The 16,759-nt window shown below is 68.4% G+C and carries 19 protein-coding genes; 15 read left to right on the plus strand and 4 right to left on the minus strand.

Translation table 11 applies throughout. The annotated features are described in order from the left end of the window. Positions 1-12 precede the first annotated feature (12 nt). The 10 genes from ACN8HC_RS11030 to ACN8HC_RS11075 all read left to right on the plus strand — a co-directional run bounded on the left by ACN8HC_RS11030 (position 13) and on the right by ACN8HC_RS11075 (position 9,040). Positions 13-234, plus strand: a complete 222-nt coding sequence (locus ACN8HC_RS11030) for a hypothetical protein (protein ID WP_490074884.1) — start codon at positions 13-15, stop codon at positions 232-234. 11 nt (positions 235-245) lie between these two features. Continuing rightward, on the plus strand, positions 246-2,456 hold the full coding sequence (locus ACN8HC_RS11035; RefSeq protein WP_490074885.1) for a catalase: 2,211 nt from the start codon (positions 246-248) through the stop codon (positions 2,454-2,456). Positions 2,457-2,526: 70 nt separating this feature from the next. Beyond that, positions 2,527-3,666, plus strand: coding sequence for a transaldolase (gene tal, locus ACN8HC_RS11040; RefSeq protein WP_490074886.1), 1,140 nt, complete (start codon positions 2,527-2,529; stop codon positions 3,664-3,666). Beyond that, positions 3,653-3,775, plus strand: coding sequence for a hypothetical protein (locus tag ACN8HC_RS11045; protein ID WP_490074887.1), 123 nt, complete (start codon positions 3,653-3,655; stop codon positions 3,773-3,775). Before tal ends, ACN8HC_RS11045 begins: the two co-directional genes overlap by 14 nt. Positions 3,776-3,786: 11 nt before the next feature. Then, positions 3,787-4,527, plus strand: coding sequence for a class I SAM-dependent methyltransferase (locus ACN8HC_RS11050; protein ID WP_490074888.1), 741 nt, complete (start codon positions 3,787-3,789; stop codon positions 4,525-4,527). 70 nt (positions 4,528-4,597) lie between these two features. Then, positions 4,598-4,765, plus strand: a complete 168-nt coding sequence (locus ACN8HC_RS11055; protein ID WP_490074889.1) for a CsbD family protein — start codon at positions 4,598-4,600, stop codon at positions 4,763-4,765. 142 nt (positions 4,766-4,907) lie between these two features. Then, on the plus strand, positions 4,908-6,596 hold the full coding sequence (ilvD, locus tag ACN8HC_RS11060) for a dihydroxy-acid dehydratase (protein ID WP_490074890.1): 1,689 nt from the start codon (positions 4,908-4,910) through the stop codon (positions 6,594-6,596). Positions 6,597-6,672: 76 nt separating this feature from the next. Further along, positions 6,673-6,876: an antitoxin MazE-like protein gene (locus ACN8HC_RS11065; RefSeq protein WP_490074891.1), complete on the plus strand. Its 204-nt coding sequence runs from the start codon at positions 6,673-6,675 to the stop codon at positions 6,874-6,876. Continuing rightward, positions 6,873-7,214 (plus strand): type II toxin-antitoxin system PemK/MazF family toxin, encoded by a 342-nt coding sequence (locus tag ACN8HC_RS11070; RefSeq protein ID WP_490074892.1) that lies wholly within the window; start codon positions 6,873-6,875, stop codon positions 7,212-7,214. The genes ACN8HC_RS11065 and ACN8HC_RS11070 overlap by 4 nt, the downstream gene beginning before the upstream one ends. Positions 7,215-7,219: 5 nt before the next feature. Next, positions 7,220-9,040: a glycoside hydrolase family 15 protein gene (locus ACN8HC_RS11075; RefSeq protein WP_490074893.1), complete on the plus strand. Its 1,821-nt coding sequence runs from the start codon at positions 7,220-7,222 to the stop codon at positions 9,038-9,040. A gap of 41 nt (positions 9,041-9,081) precedes the next feature. Here ACN8HC_RS11075 and ACN8HC_RS11080 read toward each other — a convergent pair whose 3' ends face one another. Together ACN8HC_RS11080 and ACN8HC_RS11085 are read right to left on the minus strand one after the other, a co-directional pair. Continuing rightward, the gene (locus ACN8HC_RS11080) at positions 9,082-9,417 is read right to left on the minus strand and encodes a hypothetical protein (RefSeq protein ID WP_490074894.1); all 336 of its coding nucleotides are present in this window, start codon (positions 9,415-9,417) and stop codon (positions 9,082-9,084) included. 244 nt (positions 9,418-9,661) lie between these two features. Beyond that, positions 9,662-10,246, minus strand: a complete 585-nt coding sequence (locus ACN8HC_RS11085; protein WP_490074895.1) for an SACE_7040 family transcriptional regulator — start codon at positions 10,244-10,246, stop codon at positions 9,662-9,664. Positions 10,247-10,355: 109 nt separating this feature from the next. Between ACN8HC_RS11085 and ACN8HC_RS11090 the strand changes: the two genes are divergently transcribed. The 5 genes from ACN8HC_RS11090 to ACN8HC_RS11110 are packed head-to-tail and all read left to right on the plus strand — an operon-like array spanning position 10,356 to position 15,796. Next, positions 10,356-10,868 carry a MaoC family dehydratase gene (locus tag ACN8HC_RS11090; protein WP_490074896.1) on the plus strand — a complete coding sequence of 171 codons (513 nt, stop codon included), beginning with the start codon at positions 10,356-10,358 and terminating at the stop codon, positions 10,866-10,868. Further along, positions 10,865-11,725 carry an HpcH/HpaI aldolase/citrate lyase family protein gene (locus ACN8HC_RS11095; RefSeq protein ID WP_490074897.1) on the plus strand — a complete coding sequence of 287 codons (861 nt, stop codon included), beginning with the start codon at positions 10,865-10,867 and terminating at the stop codon, positions 11,723-11,725. Before ACN8HC_RS11090 ends, ACN8HC_RS11095 begins: the two co-directional genes overlap by 4 nt. Further along, a complete protein-coding gene (locus ACN8HC_RS11100; protein WP_490074898.1) occupies positions 11,722-13,269 on the plus strand; it encodes a carboxyl transferase domain-containing protein in 1,548 nt (515 codons plus the stop codon). Before ACN8HC_RS11095 ends, ACN8HC_RS11100 begins: the two co-directional genes overlap by 4 nt. A 5-nt stretch (positions 13,270-13,274) precedes the next feature. Continuing rightward, positions 13,275-15,200 carry an acetyl/propionyl/methylcrotonyl-CoA carboxylase subunit alpha gene (locus ACN8HC_RS11105; protein ID WP_490074899.1) on the plus strand — a complete coding sequence of 642 codons (1,926 nt, stop codon included), beginning with the start codon at positions 13,275-13,277 and terminating at the stop codon, positions 15,198-15,200. Positions 15,201-15,220: 20 nt separating this feature from the next. Further along, the gene (locus ACN8HC_RS11110; protein ID WP_490074900.1) at positions 15,221-15,796 is read left to right on the plus strand and encodes a biotin transporter BioY; all 576 of its coding nucleotides are present in this window, start codon (positions 15,221-15,223) and stop codon (positions 15,794-15,796) included. Here the strand turns inward: ACN8HC_RS11110 and ACN8HC_RS11115 are convergent. Then, positions 15,793-16,293 (minus strand): MaoC/PaaZ C-terminal domain-containing protein, encoded by a 501-nt coding sequence (locus ACN8HC_RS11115; RefSeq protein WP_490074901.1) that lies wholly within the window; start codon positions 16,291-16,293, stop codon positions 15,793-15,795. The two genes, ACN8HC_RS11110 and ACN8HC_RS11115, sit on opposite strands and share 4 nt — an antisense overlap. Positions 16,294-16,296: 3 nt before the next feature. Continuing rightward, a complete protein-coding gene (locus ACN8HC_RS11120) occupies positions 16,297-16,710 on the minus strand; it encodes an ANTAR domain-containing protein (protein WP_490074902.1) in 414 nt (137 codons plus the stop codon). Positions 16,711-16,759: the final 49 nt, after the last annotated feature.

Consider the following 16,759-nt stretch of genomic DNA (forward strand, 5'->3'; position numbering starts at 1 on the left):
GAGGAAGCAGCGATGACCGGAACACCGGAGAACGACCCGCCGACGGCGGACGACCCGGAGCGGGACGATCCGCGGGAACTGTCGGAGGTCCGCAACTTGCAGGAGACCGACGAGGACCGGGGGCTGCAGATCGAGGAAGGCATTCCTCCGGCCTCGGCCGCACGGCAGGAAGCACAGGGTCCACCGGACGAATCCGAAGGAAACGCAGTGCGATCCACCCCTCGCATCGACTGAAGGAGAACGTCGTGCCAGAGAACCACGAGCAGCACCCGGTCCGGGTGGAGGTGCCGGGCCGGCCCGGTTCGGAAGCTCCGCCGGTCGAAGAACCGACCACACCCCGAGAACCGTTGCCGCCCAAGGCAGATCAGCGCGGCCCGGCGCCGACGTCGCCCACTGGGCAGCCGCTGGAGGTGAATCCTGACTTCGCCGCGCAGCAGGGGGAGTACCTCACGACCGCCGGCGGCGTGCGGCTGCGCGAGACCGACATCTCGCTCAAGGCGGGTCCGCGAGGGCCGGTGCTGCTGCGCGATCATCACTTGCGCGAGAAGATCATGCACTTCGACCACGAGCGCATCCCCGAGCGCGTCGTGCACGCGCGGGGCGCCGCGGCGCACGGCCGTTTCGAGGCCAACGGCGCCGCCGAGCAGCTCACCTGCGCCGCGTTCCTCCGATCGGGAGCGGTGACACCGGTGTTCGTGCGGTTCTCCAACGTGGTCGGTTCCCGCGGCTCGATGGACACGGCACGTGACACCCGCGGCTTCGCGACGAAGTTCTACACGGAGGAGGGCGTCTTCGACCTGGTCGGCAACAACATCCCGGTCTTCTTCATCCAGGACGGCATCAAGTTCCCGGACATCGTGCACGCCGTGAAACCGAACCCCAGCAACGAGATCCCGCAGGCGCAGAGCGCCCACGACGGGTTCTGGGACTTCGTGTCGTTGCACACCGAAGCCCAGGCGCACGCCATGTGGCAGATGTCGGACCGCGGCATCCCGCGCTCCTACCGGATGATGGAAGGCTTTGGCGTTCATACGTTCCGGCTGGTCAATGCCGACGGGGAGACGTCGCTGGTCAAGTGGCACTGGAAGCCCGCGTGTGGAGTGCATTCGCTCACCTGGGAGGAAGCGCAGCTGGCGGCCGGTGACGATCCGGACTTCCATCGCCGCGACCTCTCGGATGCGATCGAGGCGGGCGCGTTCCCGAGCTGGGACCTCGGGATCCAGGTGTTCCCGGACGCCGAGGACCAGATGTTCGAGGGCATCGACCTGTTGGACCCGACCAAGTTCGTGCCCGAGGAGCTGGCGCCGGTCCAGCTCGTCGGCACCATGACCCTCGACGCCAACCCGGTCAACTACTTCGCCGAGACCGAGCAGGTGGCGTTCCACCCAGGCCACCTGGTGCGAGGCATCGACGTCACCAACGACGCGCTCCTGCAGGCCCGGTTGTTCTCCTACCTGGACACCCAGCTCACCCGGCTGGCCGGTCCCAACTTCGAGCAGATCCCGATCAACCGGACACACGCACCGGTCAACGACATGCTGCGCGACGGCTTCCACCAGGACGGCGATCAGGGCGGCGCGGCGCCATACCACCCGAACTCGCTGGACGGCGGCTGTCCGTTCCTGGCCGACGACTCGTCCGCCGCGTTCATCGACGTGCCGGAAGCCGTCGCGGCGAGCCACACGGTCCGCGAGCAGCCGGCCAGCTTCGACGACCACTTCAGCCAGGCCACGATGTTCTATCGCTCGCTGTCGCCCGTCGAACGCCAACACGTCGCACAGGCCTACTCGTTCGAGCTCGGCAAGTGCTATGAGGAGGCGGTCCGGCAACGGCAGCTGAGTTGTCTGGCCGCCATCGACGCCGGACTCGCCGAGCAGGTGGCGAGCGCGCTCGGGCTACCGGTGCCGGCGCCCGCGACGTCTCCGGCGACCGAGGTCGAGACGAGCGCGGCGCTGAGCCAGCTCGGTCATGCGTGGCCGGTGGCCGGTCGGCGGGTCGCTCTCGTCGTCGATGCGACGAGCGACGCGGACGAGCTGGAGCAACTCCGCACGCAGTTGCTCGAGGCAGGCGTGCTCGCGGTCCCGGTCGGTCCCAACGGCGCGCCGGTGGCGGGCGTCCACATACAGCGCACCTACCTCACCGCCGCATCCGTCGAGTTCGACGCCGTCGTGCTGACGACCGCAGCTGCTCCTGCCGCCGACGCCGATCCGAACCTGGACGCCAAGGCCGGGTATGACGATTCGCCCGAGTGCCGGACGGATCCGCGGGTGCTGAAACTGGTCGGCGAGTTCTGGCGGCACGCCAAACCGATCGGTGCAGTCGGCGGCGGACTCGATGTCCTGCCCGTCGCGGGCGTCCCCGGAGGAGCCCCCGGGGTGCAGGTCGGCGACGCGGCCGCGGTGGCCGATGCTGTGCTGAACGACCTGCGGCAACACCGGGTGTGGCGCCGGTTCTGAGCGCTGTCTCTTCGTTTGCCGGACAGTTGACCGGGTACTCCGTCACCGGACGAGCGGTGACGAGATGGTGGTGGGTGAATTGATCAAGGTCCCGAAAACGGATGCCTTGCAAAGGCTTTCGGCGAGCGGAGTGGCCGTCTGGTTGGACGACTTGTCGCGGGAGCTGCTCGCCGAGGAACTCGACGACCTGATCGAGCACTATTCGGTCGTCGGCATCACGACGAACCCGACGATCTTCGCATCGGCGCTCGCACGGGGCACTCGCTACGACGAGCAACTGGATCGGCTCGCGCAGGAGCGCGCCTCGGTGGACGAGGCTGTCTTCCGGATCACCACCGACGACGTGCGGTCGGCGTGCGACCGGCTGCGGACGGTGTATGACGCCACGGGGCGCCTCAACGGACTGGTGTCCCTCGAGGTCGACCCGCGTCTCGCGCACGACACCGAGGCGACGATCCGGCAGGCCCGGCGGATCTGGGAGACGGTCGACCGCGAGAACTTGATGGTCAAGGTTCCGGCGACGGCGGCAGGAGTGCCTGCGGTCGAGCAGCTGATCGGCGAAGGCATCAGCGTCAACGTCACGCTGATCTTTTCCCTCGGCCGCTACCGGGAGGTTGCGGACGCCTTCGTGGCGGGCCTATGGAAGGCGGCGGAGCGCAAGCTCAGCCTGGCCCGGATCGCGTCCGTTGCGTCGTTCTTCGTCAGCCGGGTGGACTCCGCGGTCGCCGAGCAGCTCGGCGAGGGCGAGGCGCTGGACGCGCTGCGGGGGCAGGTGGCCGTCGCGAATGCCCGGTGTGCCTACCGGGCGTTCGAGACCACGCTACGCACCGACGACTGGCGCGACCTGCGCGAACGCGGTGCCCGTCCGCAGCGGCCGCTGTGGGCGTCGACCGGCGTCAAGGACCGCAGCCTGCGCGACACCCTCTACGTCGAGGAACTGGTGGCACCGCAGACCGTGAGCACGATGCCGCAGGCCACCCTGTTCGCGGTCGCCAACCACGGCGACATCGCGACCGACACCATCACCGGCCGTTACGAGAGTGCCGAGCGGACGCTCGAGACGGCGGAGAGCCACGGCCTCGACCTGGCCGCGATCACCGACGAGCTCGAGGCGGACGGCGTGCGCAAGTTCGAGGCGAGCTGGATGCAGCTGTGTGAGACGGTCGAGAAGGAGCTGGCGAAGCGGGACGAGCAGGATGGGAGCGAATGACGTGCAGGCGCAACACCTTTCGTCATACCGAAGTCTTTTCGCCTCCGCGCTGTCCGACGTGGTGCCGCATGCCGTGTATGGCGCGACGACCGCCGCCTTCCTTCCGTGAAGGAGCTCGGCATGGACCGGTCCAGCACCGAATTCGAGCGAGCACGCCGCGAGACGATCCGCTATCACGAGGAGCTCTACGGCGCGACCGGACTCGGACAGCCCGACGCCTGGCTGAAGAAGCCGCATCCCCTGGTGTTCGACGCGGTGCGGCTGCTGTCGGCGAGCCATCCGGTGACGGCATACGACCTGGGAGCGGGCATCGGGCGGCATACCGCACCGATGATGCGGTTGCTGCCGGCCGGATCCCACGTCCATGCCGTCGACTTGCTTGCATCTGCGCTGGGACGCCTCGAAGCCGCTGTTCCCCGGCGGGGGTCGACGCTGCACACGCAGCAGGCGGATCTCGCGGACTTCGTTTTCCCAGCGACCTCGGATCTGTGCTTCGCGTTCTCCGCGATCGAGCACCTGCCCGACGAGACGGCCATCCGTGCGGTCCTGCGCAGGATCGCCACCGCGACGCGGCCGGGAGGAGTAGTGGCGCTCGGGATCGTCGCGGACCGCTTCGAGATTCACCGCGACGGGAGTCGTCGGCCGGCGCTGCTGGAGAGCGGTTTGTCGGTCGCCACGACCCGCGCACTGCTGGCCGACGAGTTCGCCGACTTCGTCGTCGATGGGCTGGTGACCGGCCCCGCCGAGGTCGACGAGCACCGTGACGGTGTGCCCTACACGTTGTCGTCCACGCTGGTCACGTGGCTGGGCCGGCGGCCTGGCGTTCCAGAGGCGGGGTTAGGCGTCCGCGATTACGGGTAAGAGAGGGCCGACCTGCCCGTCGGTCGGAGCCGGCTGGGTACAACCTCAACCACAGGAGGTCCTCATGGGGATGTTCGACAGGGCAAAGAACAAGATGGAGGACGCCAAAGGCAAGGCGAAGGAAGCCGCCGGCGACGCCACGAACGACGACTCGACGAAGCTCGAGGGCGAGGGCGACCAGGCCAAGGCCGCCGTCAAGGACAAGGTCGAGGACGCCAAGGACTACCTCGACGAGTGAGCTGACGCTCCACGAAGCCTCCGTCCCAGCTGGGGCGGGGGCTTCGTCGCGTGCACATGCGGGCGGATCGAGGTGCCGCGCGCCGCGCGAACCCGTCAGCGCCATCTACCAGCGCGGCGTGCCGACCTAGTACGTTCGGTCAATGAGTGACGGTGCACAGATCGACATCAAACCCCGCAGCCGCGACGTCACGGACGGGTTGGAGAAAGCCGCGTCCCGCGGCATGTTGCGAGCGGTCGGCATGGGCGATGAGGACTTCGCCAAACCACAGATCGGGGTGGCTTCGAGCTGGAACGAGATCACACCGTGCAACCTGTCGCTCGACCGCCTCGCCGACGCCGTGAAGAACGGTGTGCACGCAGCGGGCGGCTATCCGCTGGAGTTCGCGACGATCTCCGTCTCCGACGGCATCTCGATGGGCCACGAGGGCATGCACTTCTCCCTGGTGTCGCGCGAGATCATCGCCGACTCGGTGGAGTGCGTGATGATGGCCGAGCGCATGGACGGCTCCGTGCTGCTGGCCGGCTGCGACAAGAGCCTGCCCGGCATGCTGATGGCCGCAGCGCGGCTCGATCTCGCGTCGGTCTTCCTGTATGCCGGGTCCATCATGCCCGGTCAGGTCGACGGCAAGGACGTGACGATCATCGACGCGTTCGAAGCCGTCGGCGCCTGCCTCAAGGGTCTGATCACCCGGGAGGAGGTCGACCGCATCGAGCGGGCGATCTGTCCGGGCGAGGGCGCGTGCGGCGGCATGTACACCGCGAACACGATGGCTTCGGTCGCCGAGGCGATGGGTATGTCGCTGCCCGGGTCGGCCGCTCCTCCGGCGGTGGACCGTCGACGCGACACCTTTGCGCACCGCTCCGGGTCCGCCGTCGTCGAGCTGCTGCGGCGAGGCATCACGGCCCGGCAGATCATGACGATGGAGGCATTCGAGAACGCCATCGCCGTCGTCATGGCGCTCGGCGGTTCGACCAACGCCGTGCTGCACCTGCTGGCCATTGCGCGGGAGGCCGATGTCCCGCTGACCATCGACGACTTCAACCGGATCGGCGACCGCGTGCCGCACCTGGGCGACCTCAAACCGTTCGGTCGCTACGTCATGAACGACGTGGACAAGGTCGGCGGGATCCCGGTCGTGATGCGAGCTCTCCTCGAGGCCGGTCTGATCCACGGTGACTGCCTGACGGTGACCGGCAAGACCGTCGCCGAGAACCTGGACGAGCTCGCACCGCCCGCGGCGGACGGCGACATCATCCGCTCGGTCCAGCAACCGATCCACCGCACCGGCGGCCTCACCATCCTGAAGGGCTCCCTGGCGCCGGAGGGCGCGGTGATCAAGAGCGCCGGCTTCGACGAGGACGTGTTCGAAGGAACGGCAAAGGTTTTCGACGGCGAGCAGGCTGCCATGTCGGCGCTGGAGGAGGGCGCGGTCGTGCCGGGCGACGTCGTCGTCATACGTTATGAAGGCCCGAAGGGCGGCCCGGGCATGCGCGAGATGCTGAAGATCACCGGTGCCATCAAGGGCGCCGGGCTCGGCAAGGACGTGTTGCTGCTGACCGACGGGCGGTTCTCCGGTGGCACCACCGGCGCCTGCGTCGGTCACGTCGCGCCCGAGGCCGTCGACGGCGGACCGATCGCATTCGTCCGGGACGGCGACCGGATCCGGCTGGACATGGTCCACCGGCTGCTCGACCTGCTGGTCGACGACGACGAACTCGCCCGGCGCGCCGACGGGTGGGCGCCGCCGCCTCCCCGATACACCCGTGGAGTGCTGGCCAAATTCGCCAAGTCGGCTCAGTCCGCCTCGCACGGAGCAGTCACCGGGTGAAGAACGACCGCAGTAGAGAAGAGACTCAGCGATTCGTTACGTGCAACAGACATGCGTTCCGCGTAACATGGACAGTATGAGCAATCGGGTGGCCGAGCATCGAGCCCGGATGAAGGAACGCGGATACAAGGAAGTGCGCTACTGGGTGCCGGACACGAGTAGCCCGGAGTTCGCTCGGCGAATCCGGCGAGAAGCACCCACGCTCAACGACGCCGACGATCGAGCACACACGGCGGAGTTTCTTGACGACATTCAAGCCGACGTGATGGATCAGCGGTGACGCCTGAACCCAAGCGCGGTGATCTGTGGACAGTCGCCGGGGGTGGCGGCCGGATAACCAGCAGGCCACGGCCTGCGCTCGTTCTCACCAGTGACGTGTTCTCCGATTTGGACTACGTGACGATCCTGCTCGTGACGACGGACCCAACAGAGGCGTTCACCCGGATCCCGGTTGCCGCCACGAGAGAAACCGGTCTCACGGAGCCGTCCATGATCCAGGCGGACAAGATTGCGACGGTCCACCGTCGCAATCTGCAGCAACGGTGCGGCTACGTCACCCCGGCGGTGCTGGCAAAGGTGCGCGAGGTTGTCAGCGCTTATCTCGGATTCGGGGGATGACGGAGATGACACTGATCGAGGACTACGCACTTGTCGGTGATCTGCAGACTGCGGCTCTGGTCAGCTCGTCGGGATCCGTTGACTGGCTGTGCTTTCCACGCTTCGACTCACCCGCCTGCTTCGCCGCGCTGCTCGACGGACCCCGCGCCGGTCGCTGGTCGCTCGCGCCGGCCGGCGGCGGCCGGTGCACGCGTCGGCGGTATGTCGACGAGACGCTCGTCCTGGAGACCGAGTGGGAAACCGAACAGGGGACCGTCCGGCTGATTGACTTCATGCCGCCGCGCGGGCAGGCACCCGACATCATCCGCATCGTCGAGGGCGTCAGCGGCGCAGTGCAGATGTATGGCGAACTCACCCTCCGCTTCGACTACGGCAGGGTCCGGCCCTGGGTCCACCGCGAGGACGACCAGCTGCTCGCCGTCGCCGGGCCGGACGCGGTCCGGCTGCGCACTCCGGCACCGTTGCGCGGCCACGAGTGGTCGACCATCTCGGAGTTCACCGTCCGCGCCGGCGACCGGGTGCCGTTCGTTCTCACCTGGTCTCCGAGCCACGAGCAGCGCCCGCCGACCGTCGACGCGGAGGAGTCGTTGCGCGACACGTTCGCGTACTGGCACGAGTGGTGCAAGCGCGGGCACGACGTCAGCGGTCCCTACGGGGACGCCGTCCGCCGGTCGTTGCTGACCTTGAAGGCGCTGACCTACGAGCCGACCGGTGGCATCCTTGCGGCCGCCACCACGTCGCTCCCCGAGCAGATCGGCGGTCCGCGCAACTGGGACTACCGCTACTGCTGGCTGCGCGACGCGACATACACCCTCCAGGCACTGATCGCCGGCGGCTATCTCGACGAGGCGAACGCCTGGCGCGACTGGCTGCTGCGCGCGGTCGCCGGTGACCCGGCCGACCTGCAGATCATGTACAGCCTCGACGGCACCCGCCGGCTGCCGGAGTTCGAGTTGAGCTGGCTGGCCGGCTACGAGAAGTCCGCGCCGGTCCGGGTGGGCAATGCCGCCGCGGACCAGCTGCAGCTGGACGTCTGGGGCGAGACGATCGACGGTCTCGCGCTGGCTCGTGAGTCCGGTCTGTCCAGCACCGAGGACGCCTGGGACCTCCAGGTGGTGCTGATGGAGCACCTCGAAGGCATCTGGGACAAGCCGGACAACGGGCTGTGGGAGGTACGCGGCCCGAAGCGGCACTTCACCCACTCCAAGGTGATGGCGTGGGTGGCCGCGGACCGGATGGCGAAGGCCGTGCGCCGCCACCCGACCCTGCACGGACCGGCGGACCGCTGGGAGGAACTGCGCGACACCATCCACCGAGACGTGCTCGCGCACGGGTTCGACGCGGACCGCAACACCTTCGTGCAGTCGTATGGCGCCTCCGCACTGGACGCCAGTCTGCTGATCATTCCGCGCGTGGGGTTCCTGGCGGGCGACGACCCGCGGGTGCTCGGCACCATCGACGCGATCTGCAAGGACCTGACCGAGGACGGCCTGGTCCTGCGCTACCAGAACTCCGAGTCCGACGACGGTCTGCCCGGTGGCGAAGGCCTCTTCCTGGCTTGCTCGTTCTGGCTGGTCGACGCACTGCATCTGGCCGGGCGACAGCGCGAGGCGATCGAGCTGTTCGAGCGGCTGCTCGATCTGCGCAACGACGTCGGCCTGCTCAGCGAGGAATGGGATCCGAGGCACCGGCGGCAGCTGGGCAACACGCCTCAGGCGTTCAGCCATTTCGCGCTCGTCACCAGCGCCTTGCAGCTGCACGCGGGCCGTGGACACGGCAGTCATGAGCCGATCGGGCACCCCGGCGTGCCGTCCGCGCGGGGCTGAGCGTGGCCCGGCTCCGAGTCGCACGCGCTGCCTGCCGCCGCTCAGATCATTCCGCTGGGCGGCGGTTCTGTACGTGAGACATCCGTCTTCTCGGTGATCCGTTTGACGACGTCACCGGCCAGATCTTCCTGTGCCTTCCGCCGCTCGGCTTCTCGTTGCTGGACCTCGGTGCGCGCCGCCTGCCAGGCGGACCAGTGCCCGGACACCAGCGCCCACAACGACAGCGCCGACACGTAGACCACCGAGCTGAGCCACCCCATGAACAGCGAGATCGGGATCATGGCGATCCAGAACACCGCCAGCCACCCGTTGACCCGGCGCATGAACGTCGGGTCCCCCTGGAACATGTTCCACAGCTTGCGGGTTCGTTCGACCATCTCAGTCTGTCCTTCCGGCGGCTCGAGCCGTAGATTTCGCGTCGACGGGGCAGCTACCCGCGCGAGCCAATGGTTCACCGAAATTTGGCTGGGAAATCGCCGGGTATGACGACGCGGCACATGCGGAACGCGCGGCACCGCAGACGCTGCTCGTCGCGACGTGACGAAGCGATCCCACGCACACCGATTACGGATCAGTGCTCGGCCGCGCCACGCATGAGCAGTTGTTCCGTGTATCCGCTCCTCAGGCAGTTGCGGTGATCGCGGCAACTGCCATGCGGTGCAGCAACGCAGTCATCTGCTCGCCGTCGAGTCGCGCGCTGTGCGGCGTGGAGTTGATCAATGCGAAGACGGCGTGCGCGGCGGCGCGGGCGTGATCCTCGTCGGCCGGCACGACCGAGCGGATGACCTCGACCCAGCGCTCGACATACTTGCGCTGCAGGCGCCGGACCTTGCGGCGGTCCGGATCGCTGAGGCTGTCGAGGTCGCGGAACTGCACGGTGATCAACGCCGGGTAGGTCAGCGCGAATTCGATGTGCCAGCCGATGAGCGCGTCGAGGGTCGCCTGCGGACCCTGCTCGACGGTTGCCCGGTAGCGCCGTTCGCCCTCGTCCAGCAGCCGCTGGCTGATGCCGATCAGCATCTCGGCGAGCAGCGCATCCTTGCTGGTGAAGTGCTTGTAGAGAGCCGGACCGGACAGACCGAGTGCGGTGCCGAGGTCAGCGATCGAGACACCGTGGTAGCCCCGCGCGGCGAACAGATCAGCCGCGACGTCGATGATCTGCTGCCGTCGCGTCCCCGGGGGGCTGGGCGCTGCCGTCCTGGCCATGCCGACACTCTAGACAATCGGGTTAATGATTGCTAACTTTATGATGGGTTAGTGATCATTAACTTGGCCATATGGCGCAGGCCGGTTCGGTCGACGACAGGGAGCACTGATGGACGAGACGAGGAGCGCCGCGGACGATTCTCCGCGGGTCGTGCAACGTGGTTTGTGGTTCGAGGAGTTCGAGGTAGGGACGACGTATGAGCACCGTCCCGGCCGGACCGTCACCGAGGCCGACAACGTGCTGTTCACGACGTTGACGATGAACACCCAGCCGCTGCATCTGGACGCGCACGAGAGCAGCCAGCAGCCGCCGTTCCACGAGCGGCTGGTCAACTCGATGTTCACCTTCTCGACGCTGGTGGGCCTGTCGGTGTCCCAGCTGACGCTGGGCACGATCGTCGCCAACCTCGGTTTCGGCGAGGTGAAGTTCCCCGCGCCGGTGCGGCACGGTGACACCCTGTATGCCGAGACGCTGGTCACCGGCAAGCGGCCGTCGTCCAGCAGACCGGGGGAGGGCGTGGTCAACCTGCGGCACATCGCCCGCAACCAGCACGGCGACATCGTCGCGGTGGCCGACCGCAGCACGCTGGTCCGGATGGCACCGGAAGAGACGAGTCGATGACCGAGCCGACCGACTGGCAACCGGGGCCGGCGTGGCTGTTCTGCCCGGCCGACCGGCCGGACCGCTATCCCAAGGCGCTTGCGGCCGCCGACGTCGTCATCCTCGACCTGGAGGATGCTGTCGCACCCGACAAGAAGTCCACAGCGCGTGACGCGGTGCGTGCGCTGGTCGGCGACGGCGCGTTCGACGCCGATCGGACGGTCGTGCGCATCAACGGGGCGGACAGCGCCGAGCAACCGGCCGACCTACAACTGGTCCGCGAGTTGTCGATTCCTCGGGTGATGCTGGCCAAATCAGAAGATCCGCAGCACATTCGGGCGGTTTCGGCCGACGTCGTCGCCCTCCTCGAGACCGTGCGCGGAGTGGAGCACGCACGGGAGCTCGCCGAGCCGGACAACGTCATCGCGATGATGTGGGGCGCGGACGATCTGGTCGCGAGCATGGGCGGCACCGGCAGCCGCCGCGCCCACGGCGGCTACCGGGACGTCGCCCGGTTTGCCCGGGTTCGGGTGCTGACCGCGGCCAAGGCCGCCGGGTTGCTTGCCCTCGACGCGGTGCACATGGACATCCCCGACACGGCCGGGCTCGCGGCGGAGTGCGAGGACGCGGTGGCGTCCGGTTTCGACGCGACCGTCGCGATCCATCCGAGCCAGATCCCGGTGATCCGCTCGGTCTACGCGCCGTCGGCGGAGCAGATCGACTGGGCGCACAGGCTGTTGGCGCACGTCGGTGACAACCGTGGTGTCACGACGTTCGAGGGCCGGATGGTCGACGGCCCGATCTACAAGCAGGCCGAGCGGGTCATCCGGCTCGCTGCCGTGACGCACGCAGCCCCGAAGGAGGCGTCCGACCGATGACGGACCTACGACACCTGACCGAGCAGTTGCGTGAGCGGCTCCTGCGTGCCCGGCAGGGGGGCAGCGAGGCGGCTCGCCGCAAGCACACCGACCGCGGCAAACTGCTGGTGCGGGACCGGGTGGACCGGTTGCTCGACCCGGGCAGCCCGTTCCTGGAGCTCAGCTCGCTCGCGGCATACGACATGTATGGCGGCGGCAAGGATGCCTGGGCGGTGCCGGCCGCCGGGCTGGTGACCGGCATCGGCCGGGTCGCCGGCCGCGAGGTGATGGTGATCGCCAACGACGCGACGGTCAAGGGCGGCACCTACTACCCGATGACGGTCAAGAAGCATCTGCGCGCACAGACGGTCGCCGCACAGAACCGCCTGCCGTGCATCGCGCTGGTCGACAGCGGCGGCGCGTTCCTGCCCAAGCAGGACGAGGTGTTCCCCGACCGCGAGCACTTCGGCCGGATCTTCTTCAACCAGGCCAATCTCTCTGCGCAGGACGTCCCGCAGATCGCCGCCGTGATGGGGTCGTGCACCGCAGGCGGTGCTTACGTCCCCGCGATGTCCGACGAGACGGTGATCGTCGCCAACGAGGGCACGATCTTCCTGGGCGGCCCGCCGCTGGTGAAGGCCGCGACCGGTGAGGTCGTCACCGCGGAGGAGTTAGGGGGCGGCGACGTGCATGCCCGGACCTCGGGCGTCGCCGACCACCTCGCGCAGGACGACGACCACGCCCTGGAGATCCTGCGCTCCGTCGTCGGCACCTTCGACCGGCCCACCGCCGGTTCGCTGAGACCGATCGACCCCGAGGAACCGGCCGAGGACCCAGCGGACCTCTACGACGTCGTGCCCGCCGACTCGCGCACGCCGTACGACGTGCGGGAGGTGATCCGGCGCATCGTCGACGGCTCCCGGCTGCAGGAGTTCAAGCAGCTGTATGGCGAGACGCTGGTCTGCGGCTTCGCGCGGATCCACGGCTACCAGATCGGCATCGTCGCCAACAACGGCATCCTCTTCAGCGAATCGGCTTTGAAGGGAGCCCATTTCATCGAGTTGTGCAACCAGCGTGGCATCCCGTTGCTGTTCCTGCAGAACATCACCGGCTTCATGGTCGGCCGAGAGTACGAGAACCGCGGCATCGCCAAGGACGGCGCGAAGCTGGTCACCGCGGTCGCCTGCTCGGTGGTGCCGAAGTTCACCGTCGTCATCGGCGGTTCCTACGGTGCCGGCAACTACGGCATGTGCGGCCGCGCCTACGATCCGCGGTTCCTGTGGATGTGGCCGAACGCTCGCATCTCCGTGATGGGCGGTGAGCAGGCCGCATCGGTGCTCGCCACCGTCCGCAGCGACCTGCACACCGACGAGGAGGTCGAGGCGTTCAAGGCGCCGATCCGGGCGCAGTACGACGAGCAGTCCTCGGCCTACTACTCCACCGCACGGCTCTGGGACGACGGCATCATCGACCCGCTCGACACCCGCCGGGTGTTGGGCATGGCCCTCGCCACAGCGGCCAATTCGCCTGTCCCTGCACCCAACTACGGCGTCTTCAGGATGTGATGACCTTGACCGACACACTGTCCATCCGGTCCGTCCTGGTCGCCAACCGCGGCGAGATCGCGCTGCGGGTCTTCCGCACCGCCCGCCGGCTCGGACTGCGCACCATCGCGCTCTACACCGACCTCGACGTCGCCGCTCCGCACGTGCGCGCCGCCGACGTCGCGGTCCGGGTGCCGAGCTACCTGGACATCGACGCCGTTGTCGCCGCTGCGGTGGAGACCGGAGCCGACGTGGTGCACCCGGGCTACGGGTTCCTCTCGGAACGCTCGGCATTCGCATCCGCGCTACAGAAGGCGGGCATCGCACTGGCCGGACCGAGCCCGGAGGTCATGGAGCTGATGGGCCGCAAGGACGCGGCTCGCGAGGTCGCCGTCGCGGCGGGTGTGCCGGTCGTCCCGGCATACTCCTTCGACGACGATCCGGCCACATTCGCCTACCCGATCCTGGTCAAGGCGGCTGCCGGGGGCGGTGGCAAGGGCATGCGGATCGTTCGCTCCGCGGACGAGTTCGCCGAGGCCGTCGCGGCCGCTCGTCGGGAGTCGGCCGGCGCGTTCGGGGATGACACCCTCCTGCTCGAGAAGTATGTCGAGTCCGGCCGGCACCTCGAGGTGCAGGTGATGGCGGACACGCACGGCACCGCGTTGCACCTGTGGGAGCGCGACTGCTCGACGCAACGGCGGCACCAGAAGGTGCTGGAGGAAGCGCCGGCCCCGACGATCGACGAGGACCTGCGGCACCGACTGTGTTCGGCCGCAGTCGATCTGGCCGAACAAGTCGGCTATGTCGGAGCGGGCACCGTCGAGTTCCTGCTCGACGTTGCGACGAACGAGTTCTACTTCCTGGAGATGAACACCCGGCTGCAGGTGGAGCACCCGGTCACCGAGTCGATCACCGGGCTCGACCTGGTCGAGCTGCAGCTGCTCGTGGCCGACGGGCAGGCTCTGCCGCTGTCCCAGGAGCAGGTCACCAGCACCGGGCACGCCATCGAGGCACGGGTCTACGCGGAGGACGCGTTCGGCGGGTTCCTGCCGCAGGCCGGCACCGCGAGCGCGGTCCACTGGCCGGAGGAGATCGCGCGGGTGGACCACGCGCTGGCGTCTGGCCAGGTGGTGAGCACGTCATACGACCCGATGCTGGGGAAGGTGATCGTGTATGCCGCCGACCGCGAGACGGCTCGTCGCGGTCTGATCGCGGCGCTGGACGCGACGGCGATCTTCGGCCTGACCACGAACACCGGTTTCCTCCGAGCGCTCTTGGCCACCAACGAGTTTCGGGATGCAACCATCGACACCGCGTGGCTGGACCGCAACGAGGTGACCGCCCCCGATCCGGCGCCGGCGCGCGCGATCGCAGCATGGCACCTGGCGACGCACCGCACGGGCGCCGGCTCACCGTTCGACGCGGACGGCTTCCGGATCGCCGGGGACCCGGCGCCGGTGCGGGTGCGCCTGGACGAGGCCGTTCAGGTGCAGCCGTCCACCCGCCGAGTGGACGACCTCACCGTGCGCGAGCTGAACGACACCGTGCTCTCCTCGGACGGCGTCAGCCGGCTCGACGTCGACCTGGAAGGCGTCGGCCGCACCACAGCCTTCGTGCGCCCACTGCGGCACGGCGTCGAAACCGTATGGCGGGGACAGCGATTCGTCTTCATCCCACCCGACCGAGCAGCCGGCGGGACGGCTGCCGCCAGCGACGGCACCGTCGTCGCACCGATGCCCGGCACGGTGCTCGACGTGCGCGTGGCCGTGGGTGACCAGGTCCGCGCGGGCGACGTCCTCGGTGCCCTGGAGGCCATGAAGATGGAGCTCACCCTCAAGGCACCGCACGACGGCACCGTCAGCAGCGTCGCCGCCCGGGCCGGCAGCCAGGTCGCACTCGGTGCCCGGCTGTTCGAGGTCGAACCCGACGCGCTAGTTTCCGAATCCCACTGAGCGCATTCCCAGGAGAACCCATGTCCACCAATACTTTGGCGCCCACCGTCGTCCGTGTACCAGCCGTATGGCGCGAGGCCGCCCTCGTGTCCGCGGGTGTGCTGTTCGTCGCGCTCTCCGCGCAGCTCGCGATCCCGCTGCCCTTCACGCCGGTCCCGATCACCGGGCAGACCTTCGCGGCACTGCTGGTCGGGGGAGCGTATGGCGCCGTCCGGTCGGCCGCCACCATTGCGGCATACATCGGCGTCGGGGTGCTCGGCGTGCCGGTCTTCGCCGACGGCGCGCATGGCATCACGACCGTCCTGTCGGCCACGGGCGGCTATCTCGTGGGCATGCTGTTCGCCGCCATGATTGTCGGCGCGGCTGCCGAACGTGGTTGGGACAAAGCGCTTTTCAGCTCAGTCCTCGCGATGTTCGCCGGCAGTGCGGTGATCTATGCGATCGGCGCCGGCTGGCTCGCGATCGACCTCGGCATCGACCCGCTCCGGGCCGTCCGCCTCGGGGTCGAGCCCTTCGTCGTCGGTGACCTGCTCAAGCTGGCTCTCGCGGGCGCGTTGCTGCCGGCGGCGTGGCGGTTGCTGGCCCGGACTCGCTAGACCCCTCTCGGGCGAGGTTCGTCGCCGTCCGCACCAGCACGCGACCGGATCAGACAGTCGACCTGGACCCGCAGCACCGGCTTGCTGTGCTGGTTGCGCAGGACACCCTCGATGACCGCTGCGCAGCGGCCGGGACGATCCGGTTGCACCGACTGCACAGTGACCGAGCAGCTGAGCACATCGCCGGCGCGCACTGGACGCAGGAACTCCACCGGCTGCAACGCCCGGCCGGCGATGATGTCGTAACGCTGGTAGACAGCCGTGACGGCGAGTCGCTGGTAGATGGACAGCGTGTGCAGGCCGCTGGCGATCAGCCCGCCGAAGTCACTCGTCGCCGCTCGGGCCGGGTCGAGGTGGAAGTACTGCGGGTCCCACGCGGTCGCGAACTCGATGATCTCCGCCTCGGTCACTTCGTAACTGCCGCAGTCGAATTCCCGCCCGATGGGCAGGTCTTCGGCCGGAAGCAGCGCTTCCGTGGTCGCGGGGATCGAGTGCATCGCTCAGAATGTACCGCTGCGCCCGCTCGGTGGTCGTGTCACGGCGGCGACCAGGTCGTCGACGTTGATGGTGATGCGGCCGGAGCGGACGAATCGCTCCGCGAGCACCCGGACCGCGACGCCGTGCTCCTGGCCATAGCGCTGCAGCACTTCGTAGGACTGGTTCTTGGTGAGTCCGCAGCGCTGCATGAGCATTCCTTGTGCGACCCCGATGGTTTCCCGGGCGAGGAGGGCGTTCCGAAGACCGTCCGTCAGCTCTTTGAGTGAGACCCCGGTCGGCGGGAAATGCACCGACAGAGGTCGGCTCGGTGTGCTCTGAACCGCGGTGTTGAGGGCGAGGGCATCATCGATCCGGGTCAGTTCGGTGATCGGCGCCGGCGAGGATCGGAAAGCGGACTGCGACGTTTCGGTGGTCATGGCGCCTCCACGGGCCAAGGGCACCGCGGCTGCAGCGGCGCAGAACGAA

The organism is Flexivirga sp. YIM B11880 (assembly GCF_058148645.1).

Bases quoted from the DNA above. Each gene is read 5' to 3' on its own strand.
- ACN8HC_RS11030 (WP_490074884.1), top strand. From the start codon at position 13: ATGACCGGAACACCGGAGAACGACCCGCCGACGGCGGACGACCCGGAG.
- ACN8HC_RS11045 (WP_490074887.1), top strand. From the start codon at position 3,653: ATGGGAGCGAATGACGTGCAGGCGCAACACCTTTCGTCATACCGAAGT.
- ACN8HC_RS11050 (WP_490074888.1), top strand. From the start codon at position 3,787: ATGGACCGGTCCAGCACCGAATTCGAGCGAGCACGCCGCGAGACGATC.
- ACN8HC_RS11055 (WP_490074889.1), top strand. From the start codon at position 4,598: ATGTTCGACAGGGCAAAGAACAAGATGGAGGACGCCAAAGGCAAGGCG.
- ilvD (WP_490074890.1), top strand. From the start codon at position 4,908: ATGAGTGACGGTGCACAGATCGACATCAAACCCCGCAGCCGCGACGTC.
- ACN8HC_RS11065 (WP_490074891.1), top strand. From the start codon at position 6,673: ATGAGCAATCGGGTGGCCGAGCATCGAGCCCGGATGAAGGAACGCGGA.
- ACN8HC_RS11075 (WP_490074893.1), top strand. From the start codon at position 7,220: ATGACACTGATCGAGGACTACGCACTTGTCGGTGATCTGCAGACTGCG.
- ACN8HC_RS11080 (WP_490074894.1), bottom strand. From the start codon at position 9,417: ATGGTCGAACGAACCCGCAAGCTGTGGAACATGTTCCAGGGGGACCCG.
- ACN8HC_RS11085 (WP_490074895.1), bottom strand. From the start codon at position 10,246: ATGGCCAGGACGGCAGCGCCCAGCCCCCCGGGGACGCGACGGCAGCAG.
- ACN8HC_RS11090 (WP_490074896.1), top strand. From the start codon at position 10,356: ATGGACGAGACGAGGAGCGCCGCGGACGATTCTCCGCGGGTCGTGCAA.
- ACN8HC_RS11095 (WP_490074897.1), top strand. From the start codon at position 10,865: ATGACCGAGCCGACCGACTGGCAACCGGGGCCGGCGTGGCTGTTCTGC.
- ACN8HC_RS11100 (WP_490074898.1), top strand. From the start codon at position 11,722: ATGACGGACCTACGACACCTGACCGAGCAGTTGCGTGAGCGGCTCCTG.
- ACN8HC_RS11110 (WP_490074900.1), top strand. From the start codon at position 15,221: ATGTCCACCAATACTTTGGCGCCCACCGTCGTCCGTGTACCAGCCGTA.
- ACN8HC_RS11115 (WP_490074901.1), bottom strand. From the start codon at position 16,293: ATGCACTCGATCCCCGCGACCACGGAAGCGCTGCTTCCGGCCGAAGAC.
- ACN8HC_RS11120 (WP_490074902.1), bottom strand. From the start codon at position 16,710: ATGACCACCGAAACGTCGCAGTCCGCTTTCCGATCCTCGCCGGCGCCG.